Annotated in this window: 20 protein-coding genes, 1 tRNA gene and 1 riboswitch; of the genes, 13 read left to right on the forward strand and 8 right to left on the reverse strand. The window is 30.6% G+C overall.

Going from position 1 to position 22,064, the window contains the following annotated elements; translation table 11 throughout:
- Positions 1-95: 95 nt before the first annotated feature.
- Both N5E64_RS10235 and N5E64_RS10240 read right to left on the reverse strand, forming a co-directional pair.
- The gene (locus tag N5E64_RS10235; protein ID WP_280037456.1) at positions 96-482 is read right to left on the reverse strand and encodes a hypothetical protein; all 387 of its coding nucleotides are present in this window, start codon (positions 480-482) and stop codon (positions 96-98) included.
- A 406-nt stretch (positions 483-888) separates the two neighbouring features.
- Positions 889-1,341, reverse strand: coding sequence for a type I restriction enzyme HsdR N-terminal domain-containing protein (locus N5E64_RS10240; RefSeq protein WP_125350127.1), 453 nt, complete (start codon positions 1,339-1,341; stop codon positions 889-891).
- Positions 1,342-1,344: 3 nt separating this feature from the next.
- Here N5E64_RS10240 and holA point away from each other — a divergent pair, with 3 nt between their 5' ends.
- Positions 1,345-2,355, forward strand: coding sequence for a DNA polymerase III subunit delta (gene holA / locus N5E64_RS10245; protein WP_280037459.1), 1,011 nt, complete (start codon positions 1,345-1,347; stop codon positions 2,353-2,355).
- A 71-nt stretch (positions 2,356-2,426) separates the two neighbouring features.
- Positions 2,427-3,374 carry a thioredoxin-disulfide reductase gene (gene trxB, locus N5E64_RS10250; protein ID WP_280037462.1) on the forward strand — a complete coding sequence of 316 codons (948 nt, stop codon included), beginning with the start codon at positions 2,427-2,429 and terminating at the stop codon, positions 3,372-3,374.
- Between the two features lie 138 nt (positions 3,375-3,512).
- On the opposite strand, the gene N5E64_RS10255 is transcribed toward trxB, so the two are convergent.
- Together N5E64_RS10255 and N5E64_RS10260 are read right to left on the reverse strand one after the other, a co-directional pair.
- Complete coding sequence (locus N5E64_RS10255) at positions 3,513-4,160, reverse strand: 2OG-Fe(II) oxygenase (RefSeq protein WP_280037465.1); 648 nt, start codon at positions 4,158-4,160, stop codon at positions 3,513-3,515.
- 123 nt (positions 4,161-4,283) lie between these two features.
- Positions 4,284-4,820, reverse strand: coding sequence for a GNAT family N-acetyltransferase (locus N5E64_RS10260; RefSeq protein WP_306822322.1), 537 nt, complete (start codon positions 4,818-4,820; stop codon positions 4,284-4,286).
- A gap of 370 nt (positions 4,821-5,190) precedes the next feature.
- Between N5E64_RS10260 and N5E64_RS10265 the strand changes: the two genes are divergently transcribed.
- The 4 genes from N5E64_RS10265 to N5E64_RS10280 all read left to right on the forward strand — a co-directional run bounded on the left by N5E64_RS10265 (position 5,191) and on the right by N5E64_RS10280 (position 7,559).
- On the forward strand, positions 5,191-5,646 hold the full coding sequence (locus N5E64_RS10265) for a hypothetical protein (protein WP_125350131.1): 456 nt from the start codon (positions 5,191-5,193) through the stop codon (positions 5,644-5,646).
- Between the two features lie 87 nt (positions 5,647-5,733).
- Positions 5,734-5,837, forward strand: a riboswitch (TPP riboswitch).
- 25 nt (positions 5,838-5,862) lie between these two features.
- Positions 5,863-6,450: a nicotinamide riboside transporter PnuC gene (gene pnuC, locus N5E64_RS10270; RefSeq protein ID WP_125350155.1), complete on the forward strand. Its 588-nt coding sequence runs from the start codon at positions 5,863-5,865 to the stop codon at positions 6,448-6,450.
- The gene (locus N5E64_RS10275; protein WP_185144185.1) at positions 6,434-7,459 is read left to right on the forward strand and encodes a hypothetical protein; all 1,026 of its coding nucleotides are present in this window, start codon (positions 6,434-6,436) and stop codon (positions 7,457-7,459) included. Before pnuC ends, N5E64_RS10275 begins: the two co-directional genes overlap by 17 nt.
- A 28-nt stretch (positions 7,460-7,487) precedes the next feature.
- A tRNA-Arg gene (locus N5E64_RS10280) sits at positions 7,488-7,559 on the forward strand.
- 296 nt (positions 7,560-7,855) lie between these two features.
- On the opposite strand, the gene N5E64_RS10285 is transcribed toward N5E64_RS10280, so the two are convergent.
- Complete coding sequence (locus tag N5E64_RS10285; protein WP_125350133.1) at positions 7,856-8,086, reverse strand: helix-turn-helix domain-containing protein; 231 nt, start codon at positions 8,084-8,086, stop codon at positions 7,856-7,858.
- A 150-nt stretch (positions 8,087-8,236) separates the two neighbouring features.
- On the opposite strand from N5E64_RS10285, the gene N5E64_RS10290 reads away from it, so the two are divergent.
- The 7 genes from N5E64_RS10290 to N5E64_RS10320 all read left to right on the forward strand — a co-directional run bounded on the left by N5E64_RS10290 (position 8,237) and on the right by N5E64_RS10320 (position 13,138).
- Entirely contained in the window at positions 8,237-8,614 is a 378-nt protein-coding gene (locus N5E64_RS10290; RefSeq protein WP_125350134.1) for a hypothetical protein, read from the forward strand.
- A gap of 86 nt (positions 8,615-8,700) precedes the next feature.
- On the forward strand, positions 8,701-9,018 hold the full coding sequence (locus N5E64_RS10295) for a hypothetical protein (protein ID WP_125350135.1): 318 nt from the start codon (positions 8,701-8,703) through the stop codon (positions 9,016-9,018).
- Positions 9,015-9,512 carry a hypothetical protein gene (locus N5E64_RS10300; RefSeq protein WP_125350136.1) on the forward strand — a complete coding sequence of 166 codons (498 nt, stop codon included), beginning with the start codon at positions 9,015-9,017 and terminating at the stop codon, positions 9,510-9,512. Before N5E64_RS10295 ends, N5E64_RS10300 begins: the two co-directional genes overlap by 4 nt.
- A gap of 248 nt (positions 9,513-9,760) precedes the next feature.
- Positions 9,761-10,516 (forward strand): TSUP family transporter, encoded by a 756-nt coding sequence (locus tag N5E64_RS10305; protein WP_280037471.1) that lies wholly within the window; start codon positions 9,761-9,763, stop codon positions 10,514-10,516.
- Positions 10,517-11,308, forward strand: a complete 792-nt coding sequence (locus tag N5E64_RS10310; RefSeq protein ID WP_125350138.1) for a hypothetical protein — start codon at positions 10,517-10,519, stop codon at positions 11,306-11,308.
- Positions 11,309-11,498: 190 nt separating this feature from the next.
- A complete protein-coding gene (locus tag N5E64_RS10315; protein ID WP_038333632.1) occupies positions 11,499-12,113 on the forward strand; it encodes a deoxynucleoside kinase in 615 nt (204 codons plus the stop codon).
- 71 nt (positions 12,114-12,184) lie between these two features.
- The gene (locus tag N5E64_RS10320) at positions 12,185-13,138 is read left to right on the forward strand and encodes a DMT family transporter (protein ID WP_125350139.1); all 954 of its coding nucleotides are present in this window, start codon (positions 12,185-12,187) and stop codon (positions 13,136-13,138) included.
- A gap of 96 nt (positions 13,139-13,234) precedes the next feature.
- Here the strand turns inward: N5E64_RS10320 and N5E64_RS10325 are convergent, their stop codons facing one another.
- The 3 genes from N5E64_RS10325 to N5E64_RS10335 all read right to left on the reverse strand — a co-directional run bounded on the left by N5E64_RS10325 (position 13,235) and on the right by N5E64_RS10335 (position 21,972).
- Positions 13,235-14,503, reverse strand: coding sequence for an ectonucleotide pyrophosphatase/phosphodiesterase (locus N5E64_RS10325; protein ID WP_280037473.1), 1,269 nt, complete (start codon positions 14,501-14,503; stop codon positions 13,235-13,237).
- Positions 14,504-14,579: 76 nt separating this feature from the next.
- Positions 14,580-15,680 (reverse strand): serine hydrolase, encoded by a 1,101-nt coding sequence (locus N5E64_RS10330; protein ID WP_280037474.1) that lies wholly within the window; start codon positions 15,678-15,680, stop codon positions 14,580-14,582.
- 223 nt (positions 15,681-15,903) lie between these two features.
- Positions 15,904-21,972: an alpha-2-macroglobulin gene (locus N5E64_RS10335; RefSeq protein WP_280037475.1), complete on the reverse strand. Its 6,069-nt coding sequence runs from the start codon at positions 21,970-21,972 to the stop codon at positions 15,904-15,906.
- Positions 21,973-22,064: the final 92 nt, after the last annotated feature.

Raw genomic sequence — 22,064 nt, forward strand, 5'->3', positions numbered from 1 at the left:
TGCTCGTAATTTAAATGAAGCATCGTAATGATTTTTTATTCCTTTCATAATTGTAAGATAAGTATTATATACCTTTTCTTACTCTGGAAATTTCGTTAGGATATCCATCCTGAAATAGCTCCTAGATTACGATCCATCCATTTCCATTCATTTGCTGGAATTATTTCTATAGTTCCATTTTTACGTTCCCTTCTAGTACCATCATAAGCCATGTAAGTGGATCCATTAGAAGGATCATCAGTTACCCATACATGCCACGACCAATAAATTTGTCCATCAACTTTATAAACAATAACAGCATTTCCTTTTTTAGTTTTGTTTATAGGAACTTTAATTTTAGCATCTTCTCCAGTTCCTATAATTTGCAAATTATAATCAGAACTCGATTTTATTAAACCATGTACATCTTCCCAATATACTTCAGCTGTAGCAGTACCAGTAGGAATTGTATTTCCACCCATATATGAGCCACTTTGCCACATAGTATAAGCTTTTTTAACTGGAATCAAAATACCACTACTATTATTAGTAGGTTCAAAAATATAGCTATTAGGCGCCTTTTTCCAATCTAAATTAGTCATCTGCCCTTTTGCTAGCGAAATAAATGAAAGTAATATTCCTAAAAGTAAATTTCTTTTCATAAAATTTGGTTTTTAATATCATTCTAAAAATAATATTAAAATATTAAAAGAATCGATATTAAGTACTTAATATTGGTTCTTTTAATTCTTTAAATAACTATGATAATTATTACTTTTACTTTACCTCTATATTAATATTGATTTTTTATAACAAGCAACATAATTAACTTATTCTCTAATGCAAACCATTATTCTTAAAAGCTATTTTTTTAACAGAAAAAGGTTATACTTTTTTCATTATTTATCTTTAATTTTTCCTTGGCAACTCTTTCAAGAAGTTATATCTTTTTTGAACAAAATCCATCATACAATAAAAATGATTCAAACCATTTGTTACCATCAACAATTGAGAACCTAACACAATGTTGTAACGCGCTATTTGATCAAAAGTTGCTTGCGAAATTGCAATATTCGGCGCTTTACATTCCACCATAATAAATGGTTTTTCTTGCTGATAAACGACAATATCTGCACGTTTTCGCATTCCTGTAATATCAATTGCAACTTCCAACGCAATCGCCGAAGTTGAATAACCCAAATCGTTGATTAAATAATTCAGAACGTGTTGCCTAACCCATTCTTCGGGCGTATAGACCAACCATTTTTTTCGAATCAAACAAAAGATATACAATTTATCTTGGGCTTGTTTCAATCTTATTTGGTATTTTTCGGAAAAATTTAATTGTACTAATTCAGTCATTGTATGAGTCCTGTAGAATCTTTGATCAAAGATATAAAAAACAAAAACTATAAACCGATTTACTTCTTGGCGGGCGACGAGCCGTTTTTCATCGATCAGGTAACTGATTTGTTGGAAGCAAATATTTTAACAGAAGAAGAAAAAGGTTTTAACCAAACAATAGTTTATGGACAAGATGTAGAAGTTGGACAATTGATTGGAATGGCGCGTCAATACCCGATGGGTGCAGAAAAATCTGTAGTGATTGTAAAAGAAGCGCAACATCTTAGCCGTTCGATAGATCAGTTGGAAATGTATGCAAATCAAGTACAAGATTCGACGGTTTTAATCATCAATTACAAAGGAAATTCACTTGATAAACGCAAGAAAATCTATAAAGTTCTGAATGAAAAAGGGTATTACCACGAATTCAAAAAGATTTATGAAAGCGAGTTACCTTCTTGGATAGAACAAAAAGTTGCAAATAATCAATTTAAAATTGAACAGAAAGCAAAGTTTTTGTTGACTGAATATGTGGGTGCAGATTTATCTCGTTTGAACAATGAATTAGAAAAACTTTTTACAATTGTTGGTGCGGATAAAACCATCACACCAAATCATATTGAAGAACATATTGGGATTAGTAAAGATTATAATGTTTTTGAACTTCGCAATGCAATCGAAACAAAGAACATCGAAAAAGCATTCAAAATCATTAAATATTTCGAAAAAAATCCGAAGGATAACCCGTACGTCGTTTCAATCACAACAATTTTTAACCTATTTACAAACATCATTCAAATTCATGTTACGCCAGATAAATCAAAACAAAATTTGGCAAAAGTATTAGGAATTAATCCCTACTTTGTACAAGGAATGATAACGGCTGCGAGTAATTATCCGTTAAAAAAAACTACGAGAATTATCTCATTTATTCGCGAATATGATTTGAAAGGAAAAGGTGTTGGAACTACTGGAAATGTGACGCCAAGCCAATTGCTGATTGAATTAGTGTATAAAATTATGAATCTATAATTTTCATCTATTTATAGAATCGAGAAAACTAAATAAGAAATACTAAATTTGTAAAAAAATAAAACAACACAATGGAAAATAACGTAAGAGATGTTATCATAATAGGATCTGGACCTGCTGGTTATACAGCGGGAATTTATGCTGCACGCGCAAACATGAATCCTTTGATTTTAACTGGTATGGAGCCAGGTGGACAATTAACAACAACAACGGATGTTGAGAATTTCCCAGGTTATCCAGAAGCAGTTACAGGACCAGAATTGATGGCTGATTTACAAAAACAAGCGGAACGTTTTGGAACTGAAATAAAATACGAATATGTAACGGAAGTAACTTTTGGAGAAAAAGAAGGTGACGTACATACTGTAAAATCGAACAATGGAACTTACCAAGCTCGTTCTATTATTATTTCGACTGGTGCAACTGCGAAATATTTAGGTTTAGATGATGAAACTAAATACGCTGGTAGTGGAGTTTCAGCTTGTGCAACTTGCGATGGTTTCTTTTACCGCGGTAAAGATGTTGCAGTAGTTGGTGGTGGTGATACAGCTGCTGAAGAAGCAACTTACTTATCTAAACTTTGTAACAAGGTTTATTTATTGGTTCGTAAAGAAGAAATGCGCGCGTCTAAAGCTATGCAAGATCGTGTTACAAATACACATAATTTAGAGGTTTTATACAACCACGAATTAATTGGTTTAGAAGGAAACAATGTTGTTGAAAAAGCTAAAATCATCAACAATATTACAAATGAAGAAAAAGAATTAATCATTGATGGAGTTTTTATCGCGATTGGGCATAAACCAAATACAGAATTATTCCAAGGGAAATTGGATATGGACGAAACAGGATACTTAATCACACAAGATCGTTCGTATAAAACAAATGTACCAGGTGTTTTTGCTGCTGGAGATGTACAAGATTCTGTTTACAGACAAGCAATTACTGCTGCTGGTTCTGGTTGTGCTGCTGCTTTGGATGCTGAGCGTTATGTTGCAGAATTCTTTGACGAAATATAATATCGTTTAGCATATATAAGAAAAAACAAAAGCTCAACCAATGGTTGAGCTTTCTTCTTATTGTTTAAATCCTTCAAATTGATACCAATATTTATCTATTGTAAATAGAGATTGAAATCTCGAAGCACTACAGATTTTTTACAAATATGTCAATATATTTCCTCTAGTTTTCAACCAACCTGTAATACTATATCTTGGTCGATTAACGGTTTTTACTTCGTGCGGAATACTTTTACTATCAAAAACAGCCAAACGACCAGCAAGAGGTAAAATATCTAATTCCTTTTCAGCCTTATTCTCATCTGCCAAATACAAGGTCAATTGTCCGCCAAATTCATCTTTCCATTCTTCATCATTCAAATACAACACAATCGAAAGTGTGCGTCTATCATCATTCTTGAAAGCATCAACATGTTTTTGATAAAATGTCCCTTCTGGATAAATAGCGTAATGAAATTCACTTTCCTCAATGCCCATGTAGCATGTTAAATTGAGATAGTCAATAAAATCATTGATTTTTGAGAAAAAAATTTCTTCCGTTTCTGTTTTATTTTCTTCATCAATCCATCTGATTTTATCGCCTCTGATTGATTTTATAATTTGTTCGTTAACCGAACTTCCGACAGCAGCTTGATGAAAATCTTTTTTATTTTCTTTTCGAATTATAGCTTCGCGAAGTTGCTTTGTTTCCTCTGTTGAGAAAAAAAAGTCTGAAATAGAGTATTTTTGATTTGATAAGTCATCAATAATCTTTTCATAAATTGGGTTTAATGTAATATTACTCATTCATTATTATGAAAACTTCAGTAAAAGTATATTTTATTACGAAAAACATAATCATATTTTTAAGTTTTTTTTCAAAAAAAGGACATAAAAAATCTGTCCTCAAAAAATAGTTTTAATTATCAATTACTTAAACCAGTCAACTTTATTCAACTGATAAATAAAATTTAACTTTGGCTCTTCTCCAAAATATTCAATTTGTTCTTCTTTCACTTTTTTACAACCCAAACGCTCTACTGCAATTTGCGAACGTACATTATCAGCGCCAACATGTAAATAAATTTTGTCAACAAACTGAAAAATATAATCAAACATTAATTTCTTAACAGACGGATTAAAACCTTTTCCCCAACAATTCGTCGAATAAAACGTATAACCAACCAAAATAGATGAATCTTGCTCATCATAATCGTAAAAACGAGAGCTACCAACAACTTGATTTGTCTGTTTATCAATAATCTTGAAAGCACCTTTACTTTGAATTGCACCTTCGAAAAAATTCATAAAAACATCTCTTTTCCAACGATTTTTATTTGGGTGTTGTTCCCAAACTTTCGGGTCTGAAGCAGCTAAATAAAGCGCTTCAAAATCATTATCGTTGAGCGGTTGAAGTTCTACTAAATCATTTTCTAAATTGGGCTGAATATTTATCATTTGTTTCATTTAATACAATACTAATTTACATTTTTCTTATACGATATTCATTAAAAATGATAATTAATTCATTGAAAATTTTTACATAAACTTTCTTAAAATGAAATCAGATAACTAAACTCAAAAAACAATTGGACTTTTATGGGAAGTCTATGAAAAGAAGCAAATTCTAGAAAGATTTCAAAGAACTTAATTAAAATGACAACCGAAGGATATACCCTTAAAGTTATTAAGATTGGACAATTAGAACTCTATAACCACAACAAGTTTCATTCAGAATTTTGTAGACGCTTATATAAAAAGGCTTGAACAATTAACAAAATAAATCTTGAATTTTATTGATTATTATTATACGACTAACTAACTTCACAGAAAAAATATGTTTTTAAATTTTGAAGATAAAGCCAGTCTTATTTCTAAACTAAAAAGTTTAAAAGTAGATCAACAGCCAGAATGGGGAATTATGACACCTCAACACATGGTTGAACATTTGATTGTAACCACTAAAATTTCAAATGGAGGTTTAACAGTACCTTGTCGAATTCCTGCAGAGCAAATACCCCAATACAAATCCTTTTTATTAGAATCTGATCATGAAATGCAAAAGGGGATAAAAGCAAATGGAATGGAAGGTTTACTAGATTTACGTTACCATTCTTTAGAAGCTGCAATAGAAAAATTAGAACAAGAAATTGATAAATTCAATTCATATTTCACAGAAAATCCTGATGCTAAAATTGTCAATCCTGTTTTAAATGATATTGGATACGAAGATTGGAAAATATTTCATAAAAAACATTTTACACATCATTTCAAGCAATTTGGTTTGATATAAAAAATACAATAATCAAAAAAGCTTTCTCAGAACTGAGAAAGCTTTTTTGATTATTAATTAGGAAAACTCATCAAAACTTTTCATCTTTGTCTTTCAATGGGGTGCTAAAAAGCTGAGAATATACCCAAGAACAATTTTGTTCTATACCTGATCCAGATAATGCTGGCGGAGGAATTGATGTTAGCAATAACTTCTATCTCCTCATCAAAACAAATTATGATGAAGGAAATTATTTTACACACAACTTGGCTTGAATGGCTAGGTGTCACATTTTCTATTTTTCAAGTCGTATTGGCGAGATTCAATAATCCAAAAAATTATTTATTTGGAATTGCAGGAATTACATTATCGCTTTTCGTTATGTTCAATTCTAAGCTATATGCCGAGTTCACTCTTAATATTTATTATTTAGTGATGAGCATTTATGGTTGGTTATATTGGCAATTTGGACAACAAAAACACGAAATTGAAATTACGATAACCAACAAAAAAGAATGGGGAGTTGTCACAGGAATTGTTTTAAGTAGTTTTACTATTTTTTATTTAGCACTTACACATATCACCGATTCTGACGTTCCAATTTGGGATTCAATCGTAAGCGCATTTGCATGGGCTGGTATGTGGTTAATGGCAAAACGTAAACTCGAAAATTGGATTTTGTTGAATATTAGTAACATTATTTCAATTCCATTAATGATTCACAAAGATTTGTATTTATATGCTATTTTATCGTTGATTTTATTCTGTGTGGCGATTTCTGGATATTTTAATTGGAGAAAAATTTTGAATGAAAATAATGCTTGATATTCCCAAACTTCAAAAAGAATTATTGAATAAAGAATCCTTTAATCAAGTAGTTCTCGATCATATTTATACTCAAAATTGGTTGAATATTTGGGTTCCGAAACAATACAATGGACTTGGCTTACATTTTTCTGAAGGATTAAAAATTCTTCAATCAGTTGCTAAAATTGACGGAAGTTTAGGTTGGTTTATAACGCTTTGTAGTGGAGCAAATTATTTTTCTCGAAATCTAAAACCCGATATTGTTTATAATTTATTTTCATCACAAAAAACGTGTTTTGGTGGAAGCGGAATGCTTGGTGGAACTGCTGAAAAAGTTGGAGATAAATATATCATAAACGGTTTGTGGCATTATGCAACTGGCGCTCCTTACCTCACTCATTTTACATTAAATGCGAAAATAATCGAAGATGGAAAAGAGAAATTGGATAAAAATGGTGAACCAAAGTTTTTGTCATTTATTTTAAATAAATCTCAAGTTAAATTAATTTCAACTTGGAAATCAATGGGAATGGTTGCTACATCTTCTCATAGTTTTGAAGTAGAAAATGAAATCGTTCATCAAGATTATAGTTTTATTTATAATGAATTTTATAGTGATGATTTGGTCGAAAAAATACCTTTCCGAATTTTTGCTGATTTAACTTTATTGGTAAATTATCTTGGAATGGCAGAACATTTTATCGAAAAAAGTTTAGAGATTATTCAATACCAAAAACAAACTAATTTTGATAATTTCGTTATTAAATCAACTTCGAAAACTATTGAATTTGCTAAAACAATAGAAAATTTATTGACAAATAATTCTCCTATTTCAGAAGAAATCGAAACTGAAATTCATTCATTTGGAATAGAAACTGTTGAGAAAATCACTCAATTTATCATTGAAATTTATCCACAACTTGGGATTAAAGCTTCAAAAATAAATGAAGAAATCAATCAAATTTTCAGAGATTATTTTACCGCAACCCAACACCGAAATTTTAGACAAAATATTCAACTCAAATAGTCTATTTATCTATATTTGCAAAACTTTTGGCTGCGTAATTTAATGGATAGAATATCAGATTCCGGTTCTGACAGTATGAGTTCGAGTCTCATCGTGGTCACAAAATAAAATTACAAAACCTTGGTATACAATTTTATAATAAATAAACTCTACATTTTTGTTACCTAAAACGTACCCTAAAATAGAATTTAACAAAAATTAAAGCTATTTTAATCTAATTGTATTCAATTTTTATCAAAGCAAACTTATAGGGGGAATATCAAAAAAATATTCTACACAACCACAGGAATCTATATAGTAGGGTGCGTGTTTTTAGGGTAAATTTGAGAACGATATATAAAAAGGATATAGTTTTTATAAAAGAAACTGATAAGGTTATCAATAATAAAAGCAATACTAGACAGAAGCCTCTGTAATTAAATCAACAACTTTTACTTCTAAAACGTCAGCAATTCTTTTTAAAGTTAAGATTGACGTTGAAATCTCAGCACGTTCTATTCTCCCAATTTGATTTTTTGATAAATCGCACTCGGTAGCAAGTTGAAACTGTGAAAGCCCACATTCTTCTCGTATTATACGAATTTTAGTACCAATAAGTTGAAGATATTTTTTATCTGCTGAATTCACATTTTAAAATTCATCAGATTATTTTTTACTATTGGACACTTATTTGGGGTATTTTTAATTATGTTTGCAATATTAAATTTTATCGTTTTATGGTTTTACGTAAAATCACGAAGGATTGAATCAATAAATTAGCAAAAAAAAAGCAACTATATGAATGACGAAAAAATACGTTATATGTTATCTACCGAATTCATTTCTTGGCAAAAATCTGAATATGATTTAACAGCCGAACCTGTTATCATTAAATATCAAGATTTTATTATAAAATTAATAAAAGATGGAGATATGAAAATATTTAAATATCTTGACCAAGAGACTAAATCAATGTCAAAAATTGATAGTGTATCTAAAATGGACCCTATTATCTACCAATTATACAAACTAGATTTCGGTGAACCTGAATTAGCAATAGATGATAAATATATAAAAACATCAAAAGAACAAATAATTGCACAACTTTTTTCTCCAAGAGTTGTCCTAACATGTGTTGTATATGTTAATAGTAATAAAAAAATAATAATGCAATAGAACGCAATAATCCAGGTGGTTGCTTATCTGTAATAATTGCGTTTGTTTTTGTCTTGTCTTATATAATTTATACAATATATTAAATTATGCTTTTTTTACATAAAAACCCTAACTCATTTGGAGGTTTTGTTTTAGAAATTGAAATTGACACACTTTTTAAAATATTTATTAATCAAGCAAATGAAAATTTTGTTGTTGATTTCAAAGAACATCAATGGATTGGAAAAAAGACTCATTTTTCATTCATAAGTAACAAATCAATTGAAGAAACGATTTTGGAAGCATTTGATAAAGCTTTTATTTTTTTTCAACTTCATCCAAATTATAATTGGAGTGAATGGCAAAAAGAATTAAAAGTTAATCAAGCTTTTAGAGAATTAACCAAATTAATTAACAATTTATGATTATACTTATTCTTATTTTTATAGCAGTTATTATTATTTTAGTTGTAAAATCAAATAATTCTGACAAAAGTTATACATATAACACTTCAAACTCATCAAGCAAGATTAATACAGCTATAGGATTTAAAAATGCATGCAATTATTTGGATAAAGCACACTCAATTTTAAATAAACTAGACAAAAATAGATTTGAAATTTCTAATGATGAATATAAAAATGAATATTATTATGCGGCTTATATGTATCAATTAGGGTTTGTTTATAAAGTTTCTTTATTGGGTTATCCTATAACAACTAAAATTTTAGCACCTAATATCGGATTACAAAGAGTTACTATTGATGAAGCAACTTCAATATCTAAAATGGAGTTTATCAGAATTTCAGAAAATTATAAATATAAAAACAATATGCAATCAGATTTATTTGATAACATAATGAATCCAGAGTTTATGATTGATTTTGAACAAAAACTACCTTTACATAAGAGAATTTAACAAAAAGCCAAGTTAGTTTAAACTTGGCTTATTTTGTTGCACGTTTTCGATACATATTATATCTCGAAATTGTTCACGAAGGGCAGGAAAACTATAGAAATCATCACGTATCAAGTCGTTGTATTTCCACAGTAGTGCTTCACGAATGTCACGTTTTATAGAATCGTAGCCCGTATTCTGGTCACTATTCTCAATAATTCCTTCATTATTTATTATTTCTCTTATACATTTGCCAAAATTTTTCAGTTTTGGAAATCGAGATTTTATTCTATTTATGCATGGCAGCTTTTTGCGCTGGCTTCATCGACTCTATTGTTGGTGGTGGTGGATTAATACAAACGCCATTATCACTTGCTTTTTTACCTAATTTACCTGTTTCAACAGTAATCGGAACGCTAAAAATTCCAGCATTTAGTGGAACAGCTTTAGCAACTTCACAATATCTAAAAAAGGTAAAAATAGATTGGAAACTTTTCACGATTATGGCTATATGCGCATTTGTTTCTGCTTTTTTAGGATCACAATTGTTAACGGTTATCAATAATGATTTTATGAAGCCTGTTTTGTTAATCATTTTGATTGTTTTAGCCATTTACACTATTTTCAAGAAAGATTTTGGACAAGCAACCGAGCGTAAAATTCCTTACCACATTGCGATTATCAATGGTTGTATTGTGAGTATTGCAGTTGGTTTTTACGATGGTTTTATTGGTCCTGCAACTGGAACTTTCTTTATTTTGGGATTCGTAACACTTCTTGGTATGGATTTTTTGAAAGCTAATACTAATGCAAAACTGATCAATTTAGCAACTAATTTTGGTTCGATTTGTTTGTTTTTAATCAAAGGGCAAATTATCTGGAAAATAGCTTTACCAATGGCTATTTGCAACGCTTTAGGAGGTTTTATTGGAGCAAAATTAGCCATCAAATTTATTCGATACATATTTATTTTGGTAATCCTACTCTCAATTTGTAGATTTGGTTATGAAGTAATTTTCAAGTAAATGAAAACCATTTTTTCAATTATTTTTGTTTCTGCATTTATCACTGTTTTTTCTCAAAAGTTTGAGTTAAAAGATTCAGTTTTGATTGAAAATAGGACAATCAAATCAATTGATACTGATCTAAATAATTCGATTTATTTGATTTCAGATACTAGAATTGAAAAAATATTTCAGTCGAAAAAGAACAAAAGTATTGATCTCAAGAATATTATTACTTCAGTTGATGTCAATAATCCACTTCGAGCTTATGTATATTCAAATTTTAATCAACTCACTATTTTAGATGAAGATTTGAATCCTATTCAGGATATTGTAAAGATTAAATCAAACGATTTTATGCCAGCTGCATTAAAAGTTGTTGACACGCAATTTTGTTGGTTTTATGATTTAATCGGGAATAAAATTGTTTACTATAATTATCAGTTACAAAAACCAATTCTGACATCAAAACAAATTTATTTGAAGTATAATGATCAATCAATCGATAAAATACATGTGTACAAAAATTTGGTGTATTTAAAAGGTCAGAAAACAATTTATGTTTACGATGATTATGGAAATTTCAAATCTAATTTTGAATTTGACACCAATCAGCAACCTTTTTATTTTTATAAAGATGTTATTTTCTATATAAATGACAATAAGCTAATATCAAAAAATATTGTCAATCAAAATTTGACGACTTTTATTGATTTAGAAAATGTAAAAAGTTTTGCGTTTAGCGAAAAAAATCTTTATACTTTGGTCGAAAATAAAATTTACACTTATACTATTTTAAGTACAAATAATTAATAATAAACTATTTAATCAATTAAAACTAATTACTAATCCTTATTTATTTTTAATTTATAATTGAATAAAAATTCATAAATCAATCGGAATAATTTTTTTCTAAAAAAAGATTTTTCTATGAGTCGCTAGCTTAGATTTTGTTTTGAAAATTAAGCTTTAGTATATTTGCAAACGTTAAAATAATTGGAAAATGCATATCGCCATAGCCGGAAATATTGGAGCAGGTAAAACTACTCTAACAAACCTTTTAGCAAAACAATACAACTGGACAGCTCAGTTTGAAGATGTAGAAATGAATCCGTATTTGGATGATTTTTACAACGACATGGAAAAATGGGCGTTCAATCTTCAGATTTATTTCTTAGGAAGCCGTTTTAATCAAGTAAAAGAGATTAGAGAAAGCGGAAAAGACATTATTCAGGATCGTACAATTTACGAAGATGCGCATATTTTTGCGAGTAACTTGAACGATATGGGATTATTGTCTACAAGAGATTATAACAACTATTTGCGTGTTTTTAATTTGATGACAAGTTTTGTAGAAGCACCAGATTTATTGATTTATCTTAAAGCTTCAATTCCTACATTGGTTTCGCAAATTCAGAAACGCGGTCGCGATTACGAAAATTCAATTAGTATTGATTATTTGAATCGTCTAAACGAGAAATATGACAAGTGGATTTCGAATTATAAAGAAGGAAAAGTGTTGGTAATCGACGTGGATAATTTAGATTTTGTTGAAAATAAAGAAGATTTAGGATTCATTTTCAATAAAATAGAAGGAGAAATTAACGGACTTTTTTAGTCAGAAAAAATAAAGTAACTTGCACGGCTTGATTTTAAATTTAATCAGGCCGTTTTTTTGCGTAAAAAATTATGGAAAATAAAAGTATTTTGAAGGGAGTTTTGTTCGTTGCAATGGGCGCTAGCTTCTACGGAATGTTAGCAACATTTGTAAAAATTGCATACGATCAAGGCTATACGACTGCCGAGGTAACAACTTCTCAGTTTGTATTAGGAATTTTGATTTTGGGAATCATCAACTTATTTATGATGAGTAAAAAAGATTTACCAAAGATTGAACAAAAAGATAAAAAAAGGTTGATTCTTGCTGGAACTTCGTTAGGTTTCACAAGTTTATTTTACTATCTAGCGGTACAATATATCAATGTGTCAATCGCAATTGTATTGTTGATGCAAACGGTTTGGATTAGTATTTTGGTTGAGAGTATTTTGGGAAAACAATTTCCTTCTGCCAAAAAATTAATTGCAATGGTTTTGGTATTATTTGGAACTGTTTTGGCAACAAATTTAATCAACCAAGAAGTCGAGTTAAATCCTAAAGGATTGTTTTGGGGATTTTTAGCAGCTTGTTCTTTTACGGCTACCATGTTTACATCGAATAGTTTAGCCAATTATTTACCAGCTTATAAAAAAAGTTTGTGGATGCTTTTTGGAGGTTCTATTATTGTGTCTCTATTTTTGTTTTTTAGCCAAATCGGACCTTATTACTTTGATGGTTTAATGAGCTTTTACAACAACTTTTCAAATGATGTAAATGGAATTCATGCATTCAATTTTAGCATTTTTTATACTTGGGGATTACCGTTGGCAATTTTCGGAACTGTCTTACCTCCTATTCTTTTAAACAAAGGTTTTCCGCACACAGGATTAGGTTTGGGAAGTATTGTTTCTTCGTTAGAATTACCCGTTTCAGTAACCATGGCTTTTGTGCTTTTACATGAACAAGTACTCGCAATACAATGGACAGGAATCGCCGTTATTATTTTTGCTATTATTATATCAAATCTGAATTTTAAGAAAAAATAAATTCAAAATGACGAATTCTTATAAGTCAATGAAAATTCAATAACAAAAAAAGCCAACTCTTAATAAGTTGGCTTTGTATTTTGAGTAAAATCTAAATTATTTCACCAAAATTTTATTGGCTAATTGATTTGTTCCATCAATTTTTTCTTGAATTGGTAAACCTAATATCTTCGCAAGCATTGGATAGATTTCTGTATTTGGAAAAACTTTAATCTCTTTACCAGACTTAATATTTGGTCCCCAAGCCATAAAAGTCGCTTTCATTTCTGGCGTTTCTTTTACATAAAAACCATGCGAACCTTTCGGTGCATTTTTGTTTGAGAAATAGTTTGGAGCATGTGCAATCAAAATAATATCTCCAATACGATTGTATCGATCATTCTTTTTATCAAAATGATATTTAGATGGGACATTTGTTGTTTTATACACTTCGAACGTATTATTCTGAACTGCTTTTATTTCTTTGTAAATTGATTCGATATCATTTTTATCTTTTACAAAAAGACTTACATAAGAACCATTTGAAGCAACTTGTACTTTTGATTCATCAATTTTAATTGGCAATTTCAATGGATTTTCATCATCAATTCTTGTCATTCCATGATCAGAAACAAAAACAAAATTCACTTTCAAACCTGTTTTTGCAACCTCATCATTCAATTTCTTGATTGATTGATCTACAAATTGTACAGCTTCCTTTGTTTCAGGTGCATCAGGACCAAAAGAATGCCCTGCGTGATCTACTTCCGGAAAATAAAACGTAATTAAATGTGGACGTTTTTCAGCTGGTAACTCCAACCAATTTACAACTTGCTGAATACGGTAATCAATTGGTGATTTTTCCGAATACTTGTACGAATACGTTGGGAACATACCATTAATAGGCGCTTCCGAACCTGGCCAATAGTAACAAGCAGCTAACATTTTGTTCTGCTCTGCAAGATTCCAAATTGGCGTTCCTCCGTACCATTTCGGATTGATAACTGCATTCCTATTTCCCAATGAATAACGATCACCAACTTCTATATCTAACATATTATTACCTACCAAACCATGATGAATAGGTGTTAAACCTGTTACGATTGTGTAGTGATTTGGAAACGTAACCGATGGAAAAGAGGGATACATAGCATCGGCTTTCACTCCTTTTTTAGTCAAAGCTAATAGATTTTTAGCTTCATGTTTTTGAGCATAATCATAACGAAAACCATCTACCGAAATCAAGATAACATAAGGTTTATCTTGTTGTTTGGCATCATTTACACGATTTTCGATTACGATTTGTTCTTCGATTTCTTGTGCATTTGCTGTAACTGAGAACGTTAAAACAATTGCAGAAAATATACTAAGTATTGATTTTTTCATGCCTCAAATTTAGAAAGTTTTATACTTAGAATGAATTAAAAAAATGTCAAATCTTATGAGAAAATTATTCAAAATTCTAACTCTTCTTCATCAACAACTTCTGAAATTCTTTTCCAATAAAAGGATTAATGATATGTTGAAACCCTTTTTGCAAGATAAAAACTGTAATTGTCGCATTAGTTTCTGGCGAATAAATCACATCTGTTCCCCACCAACCACCATGATAATAGGCATTGAATCCCATATCAAAATGATAAATTCCCAAACAATATTTCGATTGATCCGAAGGTAAAACATATGTTGACATCGAATCCAAAATTTGTTTATTCTGAATAATTTTCCCTTCAAACAAATACTGAAAAAACAGAGCCGATTCTTTCGCTGTCGAAGCTATTCCACCACCACCATACAAATCCCACGAAGGATCTAAATCATACGAATCCCACTTGTATTTATCTGCATATTGATGCGCAAGCGGAAGTGTTTTCGAAGGATATTTCTCCAAATCGATAAACCACGTTTGTGTCAAACCTAATTCTTTATACTTTAACAAATCTCGAATTACTTTGTAAAATGGTTGACGCGTTTTTTGTTCAATAATTTCTGCTAAAAGCAAATAATTGATATCACCGTAACTAAACTTTTCTCCTACTTTTTGTGGACTTCCGATTTCCATTGCTCGTTTTATTTGTTCCTCCTTCGTCCATTTATATTGCGGTCGCTGATTCACTAATTCAAAATACGCATCATCGACATAATCTTGTATTCCAGAAGTGTGCGACAACAAATGTTTGACTGTTATCGTATTCAAATCATAACCATCTTTTTCGAGCAATTTACGAGTCTTCTTAGACAACAAATTCTTGATAGGTTGATTGATTGTAACTTGACCTTTTTCTACTAATCTTAAAATAGCAGCAGCTACATAAGGTTTGGTATTACTTGCTATTAAAACCGGTTGTTGATGATTTAAAACTCCATTCGTTTTAATATCCGAAACTCCTTTTGCATAACTCCACGAAATGTTTTGTTTTGGTGCTTCAACATGAACAATAATTCCGACAGCGTTTTTATTCTTCTCGTAAATCGAATCTATTTTAGATTGAAAAATGGTTTGCAGTTGCGCAAATCCGATAAAAGGAATGAGTACAATATTGAGTAGAAGTCTTTTCTTCATTTCATGTTATTTGATTTTAAAGATAAATAAAAACGTGATACGCTGAACGCTTTAAGCGATACGTTTTGCGAAATTCGCATAATTCATTATTATACGCTGAACACTTTAAGCTTTATGCAATATGATCCTTTATTCTTTGCGGTTAAACGATAAACCTCTCATAACTCAAAAAAAAGAGCTAAGATTACTCTCAGCTCTTTTTAGATTTATTAATTTGAATTGATTATTTAATCTCAACACGAATTCCTTCACTTTGCGCACTCAATTCTGGTGCATACATATTCTGCATCGATGTAATTCCGTTTGAGAAATTACCTGCATTATTCGCTTTCAAATCATATTCGAAAACATATGTTCCTTTTCTCATATAATCCGAAAAGAAATTCGTAGCTGCATCGCGCGTGCTTTCGTAATAACCAAATTCTCCTTTCCATTTGTAACCAGAAAGTACATTCACAGGCTCGAAACCACTTGCACGCATATCTTTGATGTGTACAAATTGCATGTTACGATCAACCGAAATCTCTAAACGAACCGTTACAATATCACCAACTTTTATCGGTGTTGACGTTGTAATTTCTTTCAGAATTGGACCATTTGCAGAATTCGATTTAACAAACAATTTCTTATTGAATTTGATTCCCGTTTCGGCAGATTTTATTTTATCTAAATCTTCAAAATATTGCCAATACATCGCTCCCCAAGCAACACCTGGAGAAGTTTTCGAAACTTCAACTTTACCCATTTCAGGTTTAATTTCTTCTTTGTTCCAAGAAGTTTTTACATAACCCGAACCAGATTGCGTATTGTTATCTAAATCAATTTTTTGATTTCCGATCTTCACTTCAATTCCTTTCTCTGCATCTATCCAAGATTTCCCGAAATTCATTAAAGCATAAACCGCTTTTGTCGTTGCTTTTGTCGAATTCCATTGATTTGTTTGACGATTTTTCAATAACCAAACTTTCATTTCTTCTACTGATTTCTCGTCTTTTGTAACTTCATCAAACGCTTCAATTAACAACGATTGTGTTTCTACAGGCGCTTGATACCAAAACCAACCCGGTTGATTTTCTTTCCAATACATACCCATTTCATCCGATTCTACTGCTTTTTCTTTGATTGAATTCACAACAATTTTAGCAGCAGATTGCATTTGGAAACGATTCATCACAATTGCAGCCATTGCTTTTTGTTGCAACGATAAATCAAGTTTTGTATCATTCAAATTCTTTAACATCGCTGTTTTCATTTCTTCCAACTCTTTCGACATCGGATAATCTTCTAAGAAGAAAGAACGCGCATATAAATAATGTAAACCATCTGAATATGTAACATCCTTGAATGATTTTTGATCTTTTTTGAACTCTTTGAAACGTTTTAAATTCTCATCATCAATAAACTGAATTGCTTTTTTGATTAATGGATTTACATCTATTTCAAATGCTTTGAAATTCACGTCCATTTTCTTCATATTTCCAAAACCAGAAACGATATGCGTTGTGATATATTCGTTTGGACGACCGCCATCAAACCAAGCGAAACCACCATTTGAGAGTTGTTTATCAGATAATTTTTGGAAAGCCGATTTCATTTCCGTTTGCATTTGATTCAATTGGAATAAAACCGCTATTTGTTTCATTTGCTCTTCTTCACTTTCAGCATTTTTCACCCAAGGCGTTTCCTCTAAAATGATATTCTTCAATTCTTGGTTCAATTGTAATTTCGATTTCAATTCACCGTTTTTGTTCCAATCATCAAAAACAGCTTTAATTTTTGGATTCGAATTAATCACTTTCTCCGAAATCATATTTCCATATAAACGCGAGAACACTTGCTCAGCACATTCGTAAGGATATTCGCGCAAATAAGGCAACGAGAAAATCGCATACCAAATCGGATTCGTTGTCATCTCAAACGTTAATTTGAAATTATCCAAAGAAGTCAATTTATTGTTCATCATATTCTCAAATTGGAACGATTTCTTTTGACCTTCTTTCACATAAATCGGCAACGTTTCTGTTACCATCATGCGATTTGTCAAAATTGGTAAAGCCGATTCTTCTCCATCAGAAAAATCTCCAGCCGAAGCCACCACACGATAAACAACCGCTTGTACATTTTTCGGAACATCAATTGTCCACGTCACTTGATCCGAACTTCCTTTCGCAACAGAGAAATCCTGAACTGCATTTATCAATTTGAATTGCGCATCAATTGGTTGATTGGTAAACGCATCAAACAACATCAATTTCGCAGAACCATTTAATACTTTATCTGATAAATTATTAATCTTAGATGAAACCGAAATTTGATCACCTTCTCGTAAAAAACGTGGCATATTTGGCACAACCATCAAGTCTTTTTGGGTGCGAACATTTTGCTCTAAATAACCTGTTTTAAGGTCTGGTGTATACGCAATCGCCATGAATTTCCACTCTGTTAAACTTTCTGGCGTTGTAAATTCTATAATTACATTTCCTTTTGAATCTGTTTTAAGATTTGGATAAAAGAACGCTGTTTCATTTAAATTTGTACGCGCTTTTACATTATCTAAAGCTGCGTTTGCTCCTTTTTTAGTTGTAATTACCACTACTCCATTTGCTCCTCTTGCACCATATAAAGCTGTTGCTTCTCCTCCTTTCAATATATTCATAGACTGAATATCATCTGGATTAAGTTCTGGCATTTTATCATATACGATTCCGTCTATAACATAAAGTGCAAGTGAATTATCTGCTAAATAGTAATTAGCATTACCTCTAATTACAGTTGGAGCTTCTCCTGAATTTGAAGATTTTGCTACATAAGCAACTTCAGCATCAGCAGTTTCTACTTGAATACCTGCAACACTTCCCGCTAACTCATTTTCTACATTTGCACTTGGCGCAGCTACCGATTTCATCATCCTACGATTCATACGATATTGGTTAAATCCAAAATCAAATAAATTAAGGTCTAATCCTGCATATCCTCTTGCATAAAAATCATAATTTGTACGATAATAAATTGCGCGTGAAGAATTTGTTGAATAAAATTGATAGAGATTAAATGGATTATTTCTTCTTGAATTCGTAAAATTATATACATTAAAATCTAAAGAATTCGACGCAAATTGATCCAACGAAGCATCATACATACTTGCTAAAACCTCAGCCGAAACTTTGTCTTTATTTGGTCCTTCTATTTTTAATTGCCATTTTTCTTTTGCGCCTGGCGTCAATTTATCACGTAAAACTTCAGCCGTCACTTTCAGTTGTTTATTTGTAAATGGAATTGCCAAATTAAGACTTCCTGTTTGCACATCATTGAATTTCGTCATCGCATAATTCACATAAATTCCGCCACGATATTCTTCTTTGATTGGAATTTCAACAACCGATTTCTTACTCAAATCTAAGAAACCTTTCTCAATAATTGTTTGATTCGCCTCTACTTCATAATACACAAATGTATTTTTAGAACCCGATTTGAATTCAATTTTTGCAACATCTTTTGGTTTGAAAGTCGATTTATTAGGCGAAACTGCTAAAAGTGTTTTAATTGCATTTGCTTTCTTTTCATTCGAAACATAAACCAATTTATCCACCTCAACTTTTTGCGTTCCATCTAACACAAAACCTTTGATGACATAATAACCCTCTTCTAAATTTGACGCTTGATTGAATTTTATTTCATCAGAAACTTTTGTATCAAAATCACTTTCGAAAACCTTTTGATTGGTTGTCCATGTTTTTGGATTCATTTCATCGCCATAAGGTTCATTTGGAAACAATTTCTTGAATTCTTCTTTCGTATAAACATTATAATCTGTTGTAAACTTTTGACGACGAACTACTTCTTTTGGTGCATTTAACGAATAAATTTCGATATGCCCTTTTCCATCTAATTTTTCATCATTCAAGTTTTTCACTTCAATTTTGAAAGCTTTCAAATCGTCTGCTTTTGTTTTCTCTGAAACAGCCACATTCAACGACATTCTAGTGTCACCAACTTTTACCGAAGAAGACTCAGACTGCGTTTCTCCATTGATATCCGTTGCATTTACTTCGATAAAATAATTGTACGTTCTTACCTCATCTTTCTTTTTCTCCGAAGCTGGTTTTGCTACAAATTCGAAATTAAATTTTCCTTCCGCATCAGTCGTTGTATCACCAAATGTAATTTCTTCTCGCTCGCCACGACCTGCTGGAATTGAGCGATACCAAGGCCAAAACGTAAAAATTTCTTGACGATAAACACGATACGAAACTTTTGCATTATCGATATTAGCACCAGAAAAAGCAATTGCCTTCCCTTCTACTTTTACCTTGTCATTTAAACTATAAACACCTTTATTTTTCTCTATTTCAACTTTGAATTTTGGACGTTTATATTCTTCTACTTTGAACGAATAATAACCATCTTCATTAATAACTTTTATAGAAAAGTTCCCTGTTAAAGTAGAACTTGGCAAAATAAAACTTCCATTTACAGATCCAAATTCGTTGGTTGTTAAATCTATTTTAGAAAGCTCTTTATTATTAACATCATATAAACCAATCGTCAATTTAGAATTTGGAATGACATTTCGAGTTTTATTTTTCGATGAATAATAAATTCCTTTGAAATAAACCGTTTGTCCAGGACGATAAATCGCACGATCTGTGAAAATCTTGACAGAAGAATCATCATCTTCATCATCTTCATCATAACGATCGTAATCGTAGTAATACGTTGAATAAATAGTATGTTCATCTTTTACTCGATATTGAAAGTTTCTCCAAGTCGCAGGAAAAGTGATTATTCCATCTTTATCCGAAGTTAAAATTTTAAATTCCTTTTTATTATAATCTGACAAATTAGAAAACTCAACCGCAATATTACTTTCTGGTTTTCCAGTTTCACGATTCACAACCGAAACCTTTTCATTCAGTGAGTTTATCGCATATTTCGAAGCCATTATATCCAAATAATCGATATCGTCTTTTGTATTGATTTTAAATTCAGAATTATTCGAAAAAAGGACAATATAACGACCAGATTTAAGTGGATTTAATTTGACAATTGTCGAATGATTTTGAAAATCATCAAACGATTTGACATCAATTGTATATTGATCAACAACTTGTAAACTATTCAGAAATTTTTGCGCTTCTACAATTCTATTTTCGTTATAAACATTTAATGTTTGTATTTTCTGTTTTCCATCAAAACCTTCATTATAAGCGAAAACTTTTACAAAAACTTGCGACAAATTTTTATGCGTTAATTGAATTGGTGTATTCTGATTTTCGTTAATATATCGCTCCGCTTGCACACTTAATTCTTGCGATTTAATCTTCGAAACTAAATTATTTATATTCTCTAATTCCTCCGAATTTGGATAAAGCTTCTCAACTTTTTGTTGAATCTCAAAAATCTTATTTACGTTAGTCAATTTATCTTCTTGCAAACCATAATAATCTGTCGCTAAAGTTGCATACACATAAGACGAATACCATGCTTTTGGATATTTTGTTGCTAAAAATTCTTTTTGTTTAATAATTTCTTGAACCGAAGTCGAACCTCGGTTTGAATCAATTAAAATCAATTCATTGTACAAAACAGCATTTTCGTTATTTTTTTGTTTATTAATCTCAACTAAATCAGAAAGCAATTGATTTGCTTTATCTTTTTCATCATTCTGATTCAGATAATTGATATAATTTCTTGCTAAAACATCATACAATGTTGGCGTTAAATCAAATTGTTGTTGCGCATTTTTCTTATCATTTGCAATATTCAAAATCATTTTATAATCTTGAGATTTTGCATTTATTAATTCATTTTTTGGTTGAATTGATTTCGAAAAATAATCATTAATTATTTTCTTAAAAGTATCTTCTGTCCAAAATCTCACATCATTTGTAGCTTGATTTTCGACATTTGTACGACTATTGATTTTCCAACGATTTTCGTTGTAATACAATTGATATAACTCAGCTAAATATGAATAAACAATCGCATTATTTACAATTGATTTTTCATCTAAATCCTTTTTAAACAAATCAAAAACGAAGTTTACATCATCTGTTTCATCAGAAGTTGCAACTTTTATTTTTGCTTCATAAAACAAAGCTTTCAGATAACTTTGTTGATTATTTTGCTTTTTTGATAACGTTTTAAGTTCATCAATTTTTGGTTGGATAGATTTGAATTGACCATTTTGCATTTGCTGGTCAATTTCTTTCCACTTTTGATCAATCGTTGGGGATTGAGCCATAAGCATCGAATTGGTTAAAATTAATAATAAAAACAGTAGCTGTTTCATAGATTCTTTCTTTTATCAGTAGATGCAAGTTACGGAAAAATGGTTGGTTGAGGAAGTAAAAAAATTATCAAATGGTTGATATATAGCACAAA

This window comes from Empedobacter sp. GD03739 (assembly GCF_029843245.1).
Taxonomy (GTDB): Bacteria; Bacteroidota; Bacteroidia; order Flavobacteriales; family Weeksellaceae; genus Empedobacter; species Empedobacter falsenii_B.

Coding starts and splice junctions, on each gene's coding strand:
- N5E64_RS10235 (WP_280037456.1), bottom strand. CDS start 482: ATGTGGCAAAGTGGCTCATATATGGGTGGAAATACAATTCCTACTGGT.
- N5E64_RS10240 (WP_125350127.1), bottom strand. CDS start 1,341: ATGACTGAATTAGTACAATTAAATTTTTCCGAAAAATACCAAATAAGA.
- holA (WP_280037459.1), top strand. CDS start 1,345: ATGAGTCCTGTAGAATCTTTGATCAAAGATATAAAAAACAAAAACTAT.
- trxB (WP_280037462.1), top strand. CDS start 2,427: ATGGAAAATAACGTAAGAGATGTTATCATAATAGGATCTGGACCTGCT.
- N5E64_RS10255 (WP_280037465.1), bottom strand. CDS start 4,160: ATGAGTAATATTACATTAAACCCAATTTATGAAAAGATTATTGATGAC.
- N5E64_RS10260 (WP_306822322.1), bottom strand. CDS start 4,820: ATGAAACAAATGATAAATATTCAGCCCAATTTAGAAAATGATTTAGTA.
- N5E64_RS10265 (WP_125350131.1), top strand. CDS start 5,191: ATGTTTTTAAATTTTGAAGATAAAGCCAGTCTTATTTCTAAACTAAAA.
- pnuC (WP_125350155.1), top strand. CDS start 5,863: ATGATGAAGGAAATTATTTTACACACAACTTGGCTTGAATGGCTAGGT.
- N5E64_RS10275 (WP_185144185.1), top strand. CDS start 6,434: ATGAAAATAATGCTTGATATTCCCAAACTTCAAAAAGAATTATTGAAT.
- N5E64_RS10290 (WP_125350134.1), top strand. CDS start 8,237: ATGAATGACGAAAAAATACGTTATATGTTATCTACCGAATTCATTTCT.
- N5E64_RS10295 (WP_125350135.1), top strand. CDS start 8,701: ATGCTTTTTTTACATAAAAACCCTAACTCATTTGGAGGTTTTGTTTTA.
- N5E64_RS10300 (WP_125350136.1), top strand. CDS start 9,015: ATGATTATACTTATTCTTATTTTTATAGCAGTTATTATTATTTTAGTT.
- N5E64_RS10310 (WP_125350138.1), top strand. CDS start 10,517: ATGAAAACCATTTTTTCAATTATTTTTGTTTCTGCATTTATCACTGTT.
- N5E64_RS10315 (WP_038333632.1), top strand. CDS start 11,499: ATGCATATCGCCATAGCCGGAAATATTGGAGCAGGTAAAACTACTCTA.
- N5E64_RS10320 (WP_125350139.1), top strand. CDS start 12,185: ATGGAAAATAAAAGTATTTTGAAGGGAGTTTTGTTCGTTGCAATGGGC.
- N5E64_RS10325 (WP_280037473.1), bottom strand. CDS start 14,503: ATGAAAAAATCAATACTTAGTATATTTTCTGCAATTGTTTTAACGTTC.
- N5E64_RS10330 (WP_280037474.1), bottom strand. CDS start 15,680: ATGAAGAAAAGACTTCTACTCAATATTGTACTCATTCCTTTTATCGGA.
- N5E64_RS10335 (WP_280037475.1), bottom strand. CDS start 21,972: ATGAAACAGCTACTGTTTTTATTATTAATTTTAACCAATTCGATGCTT.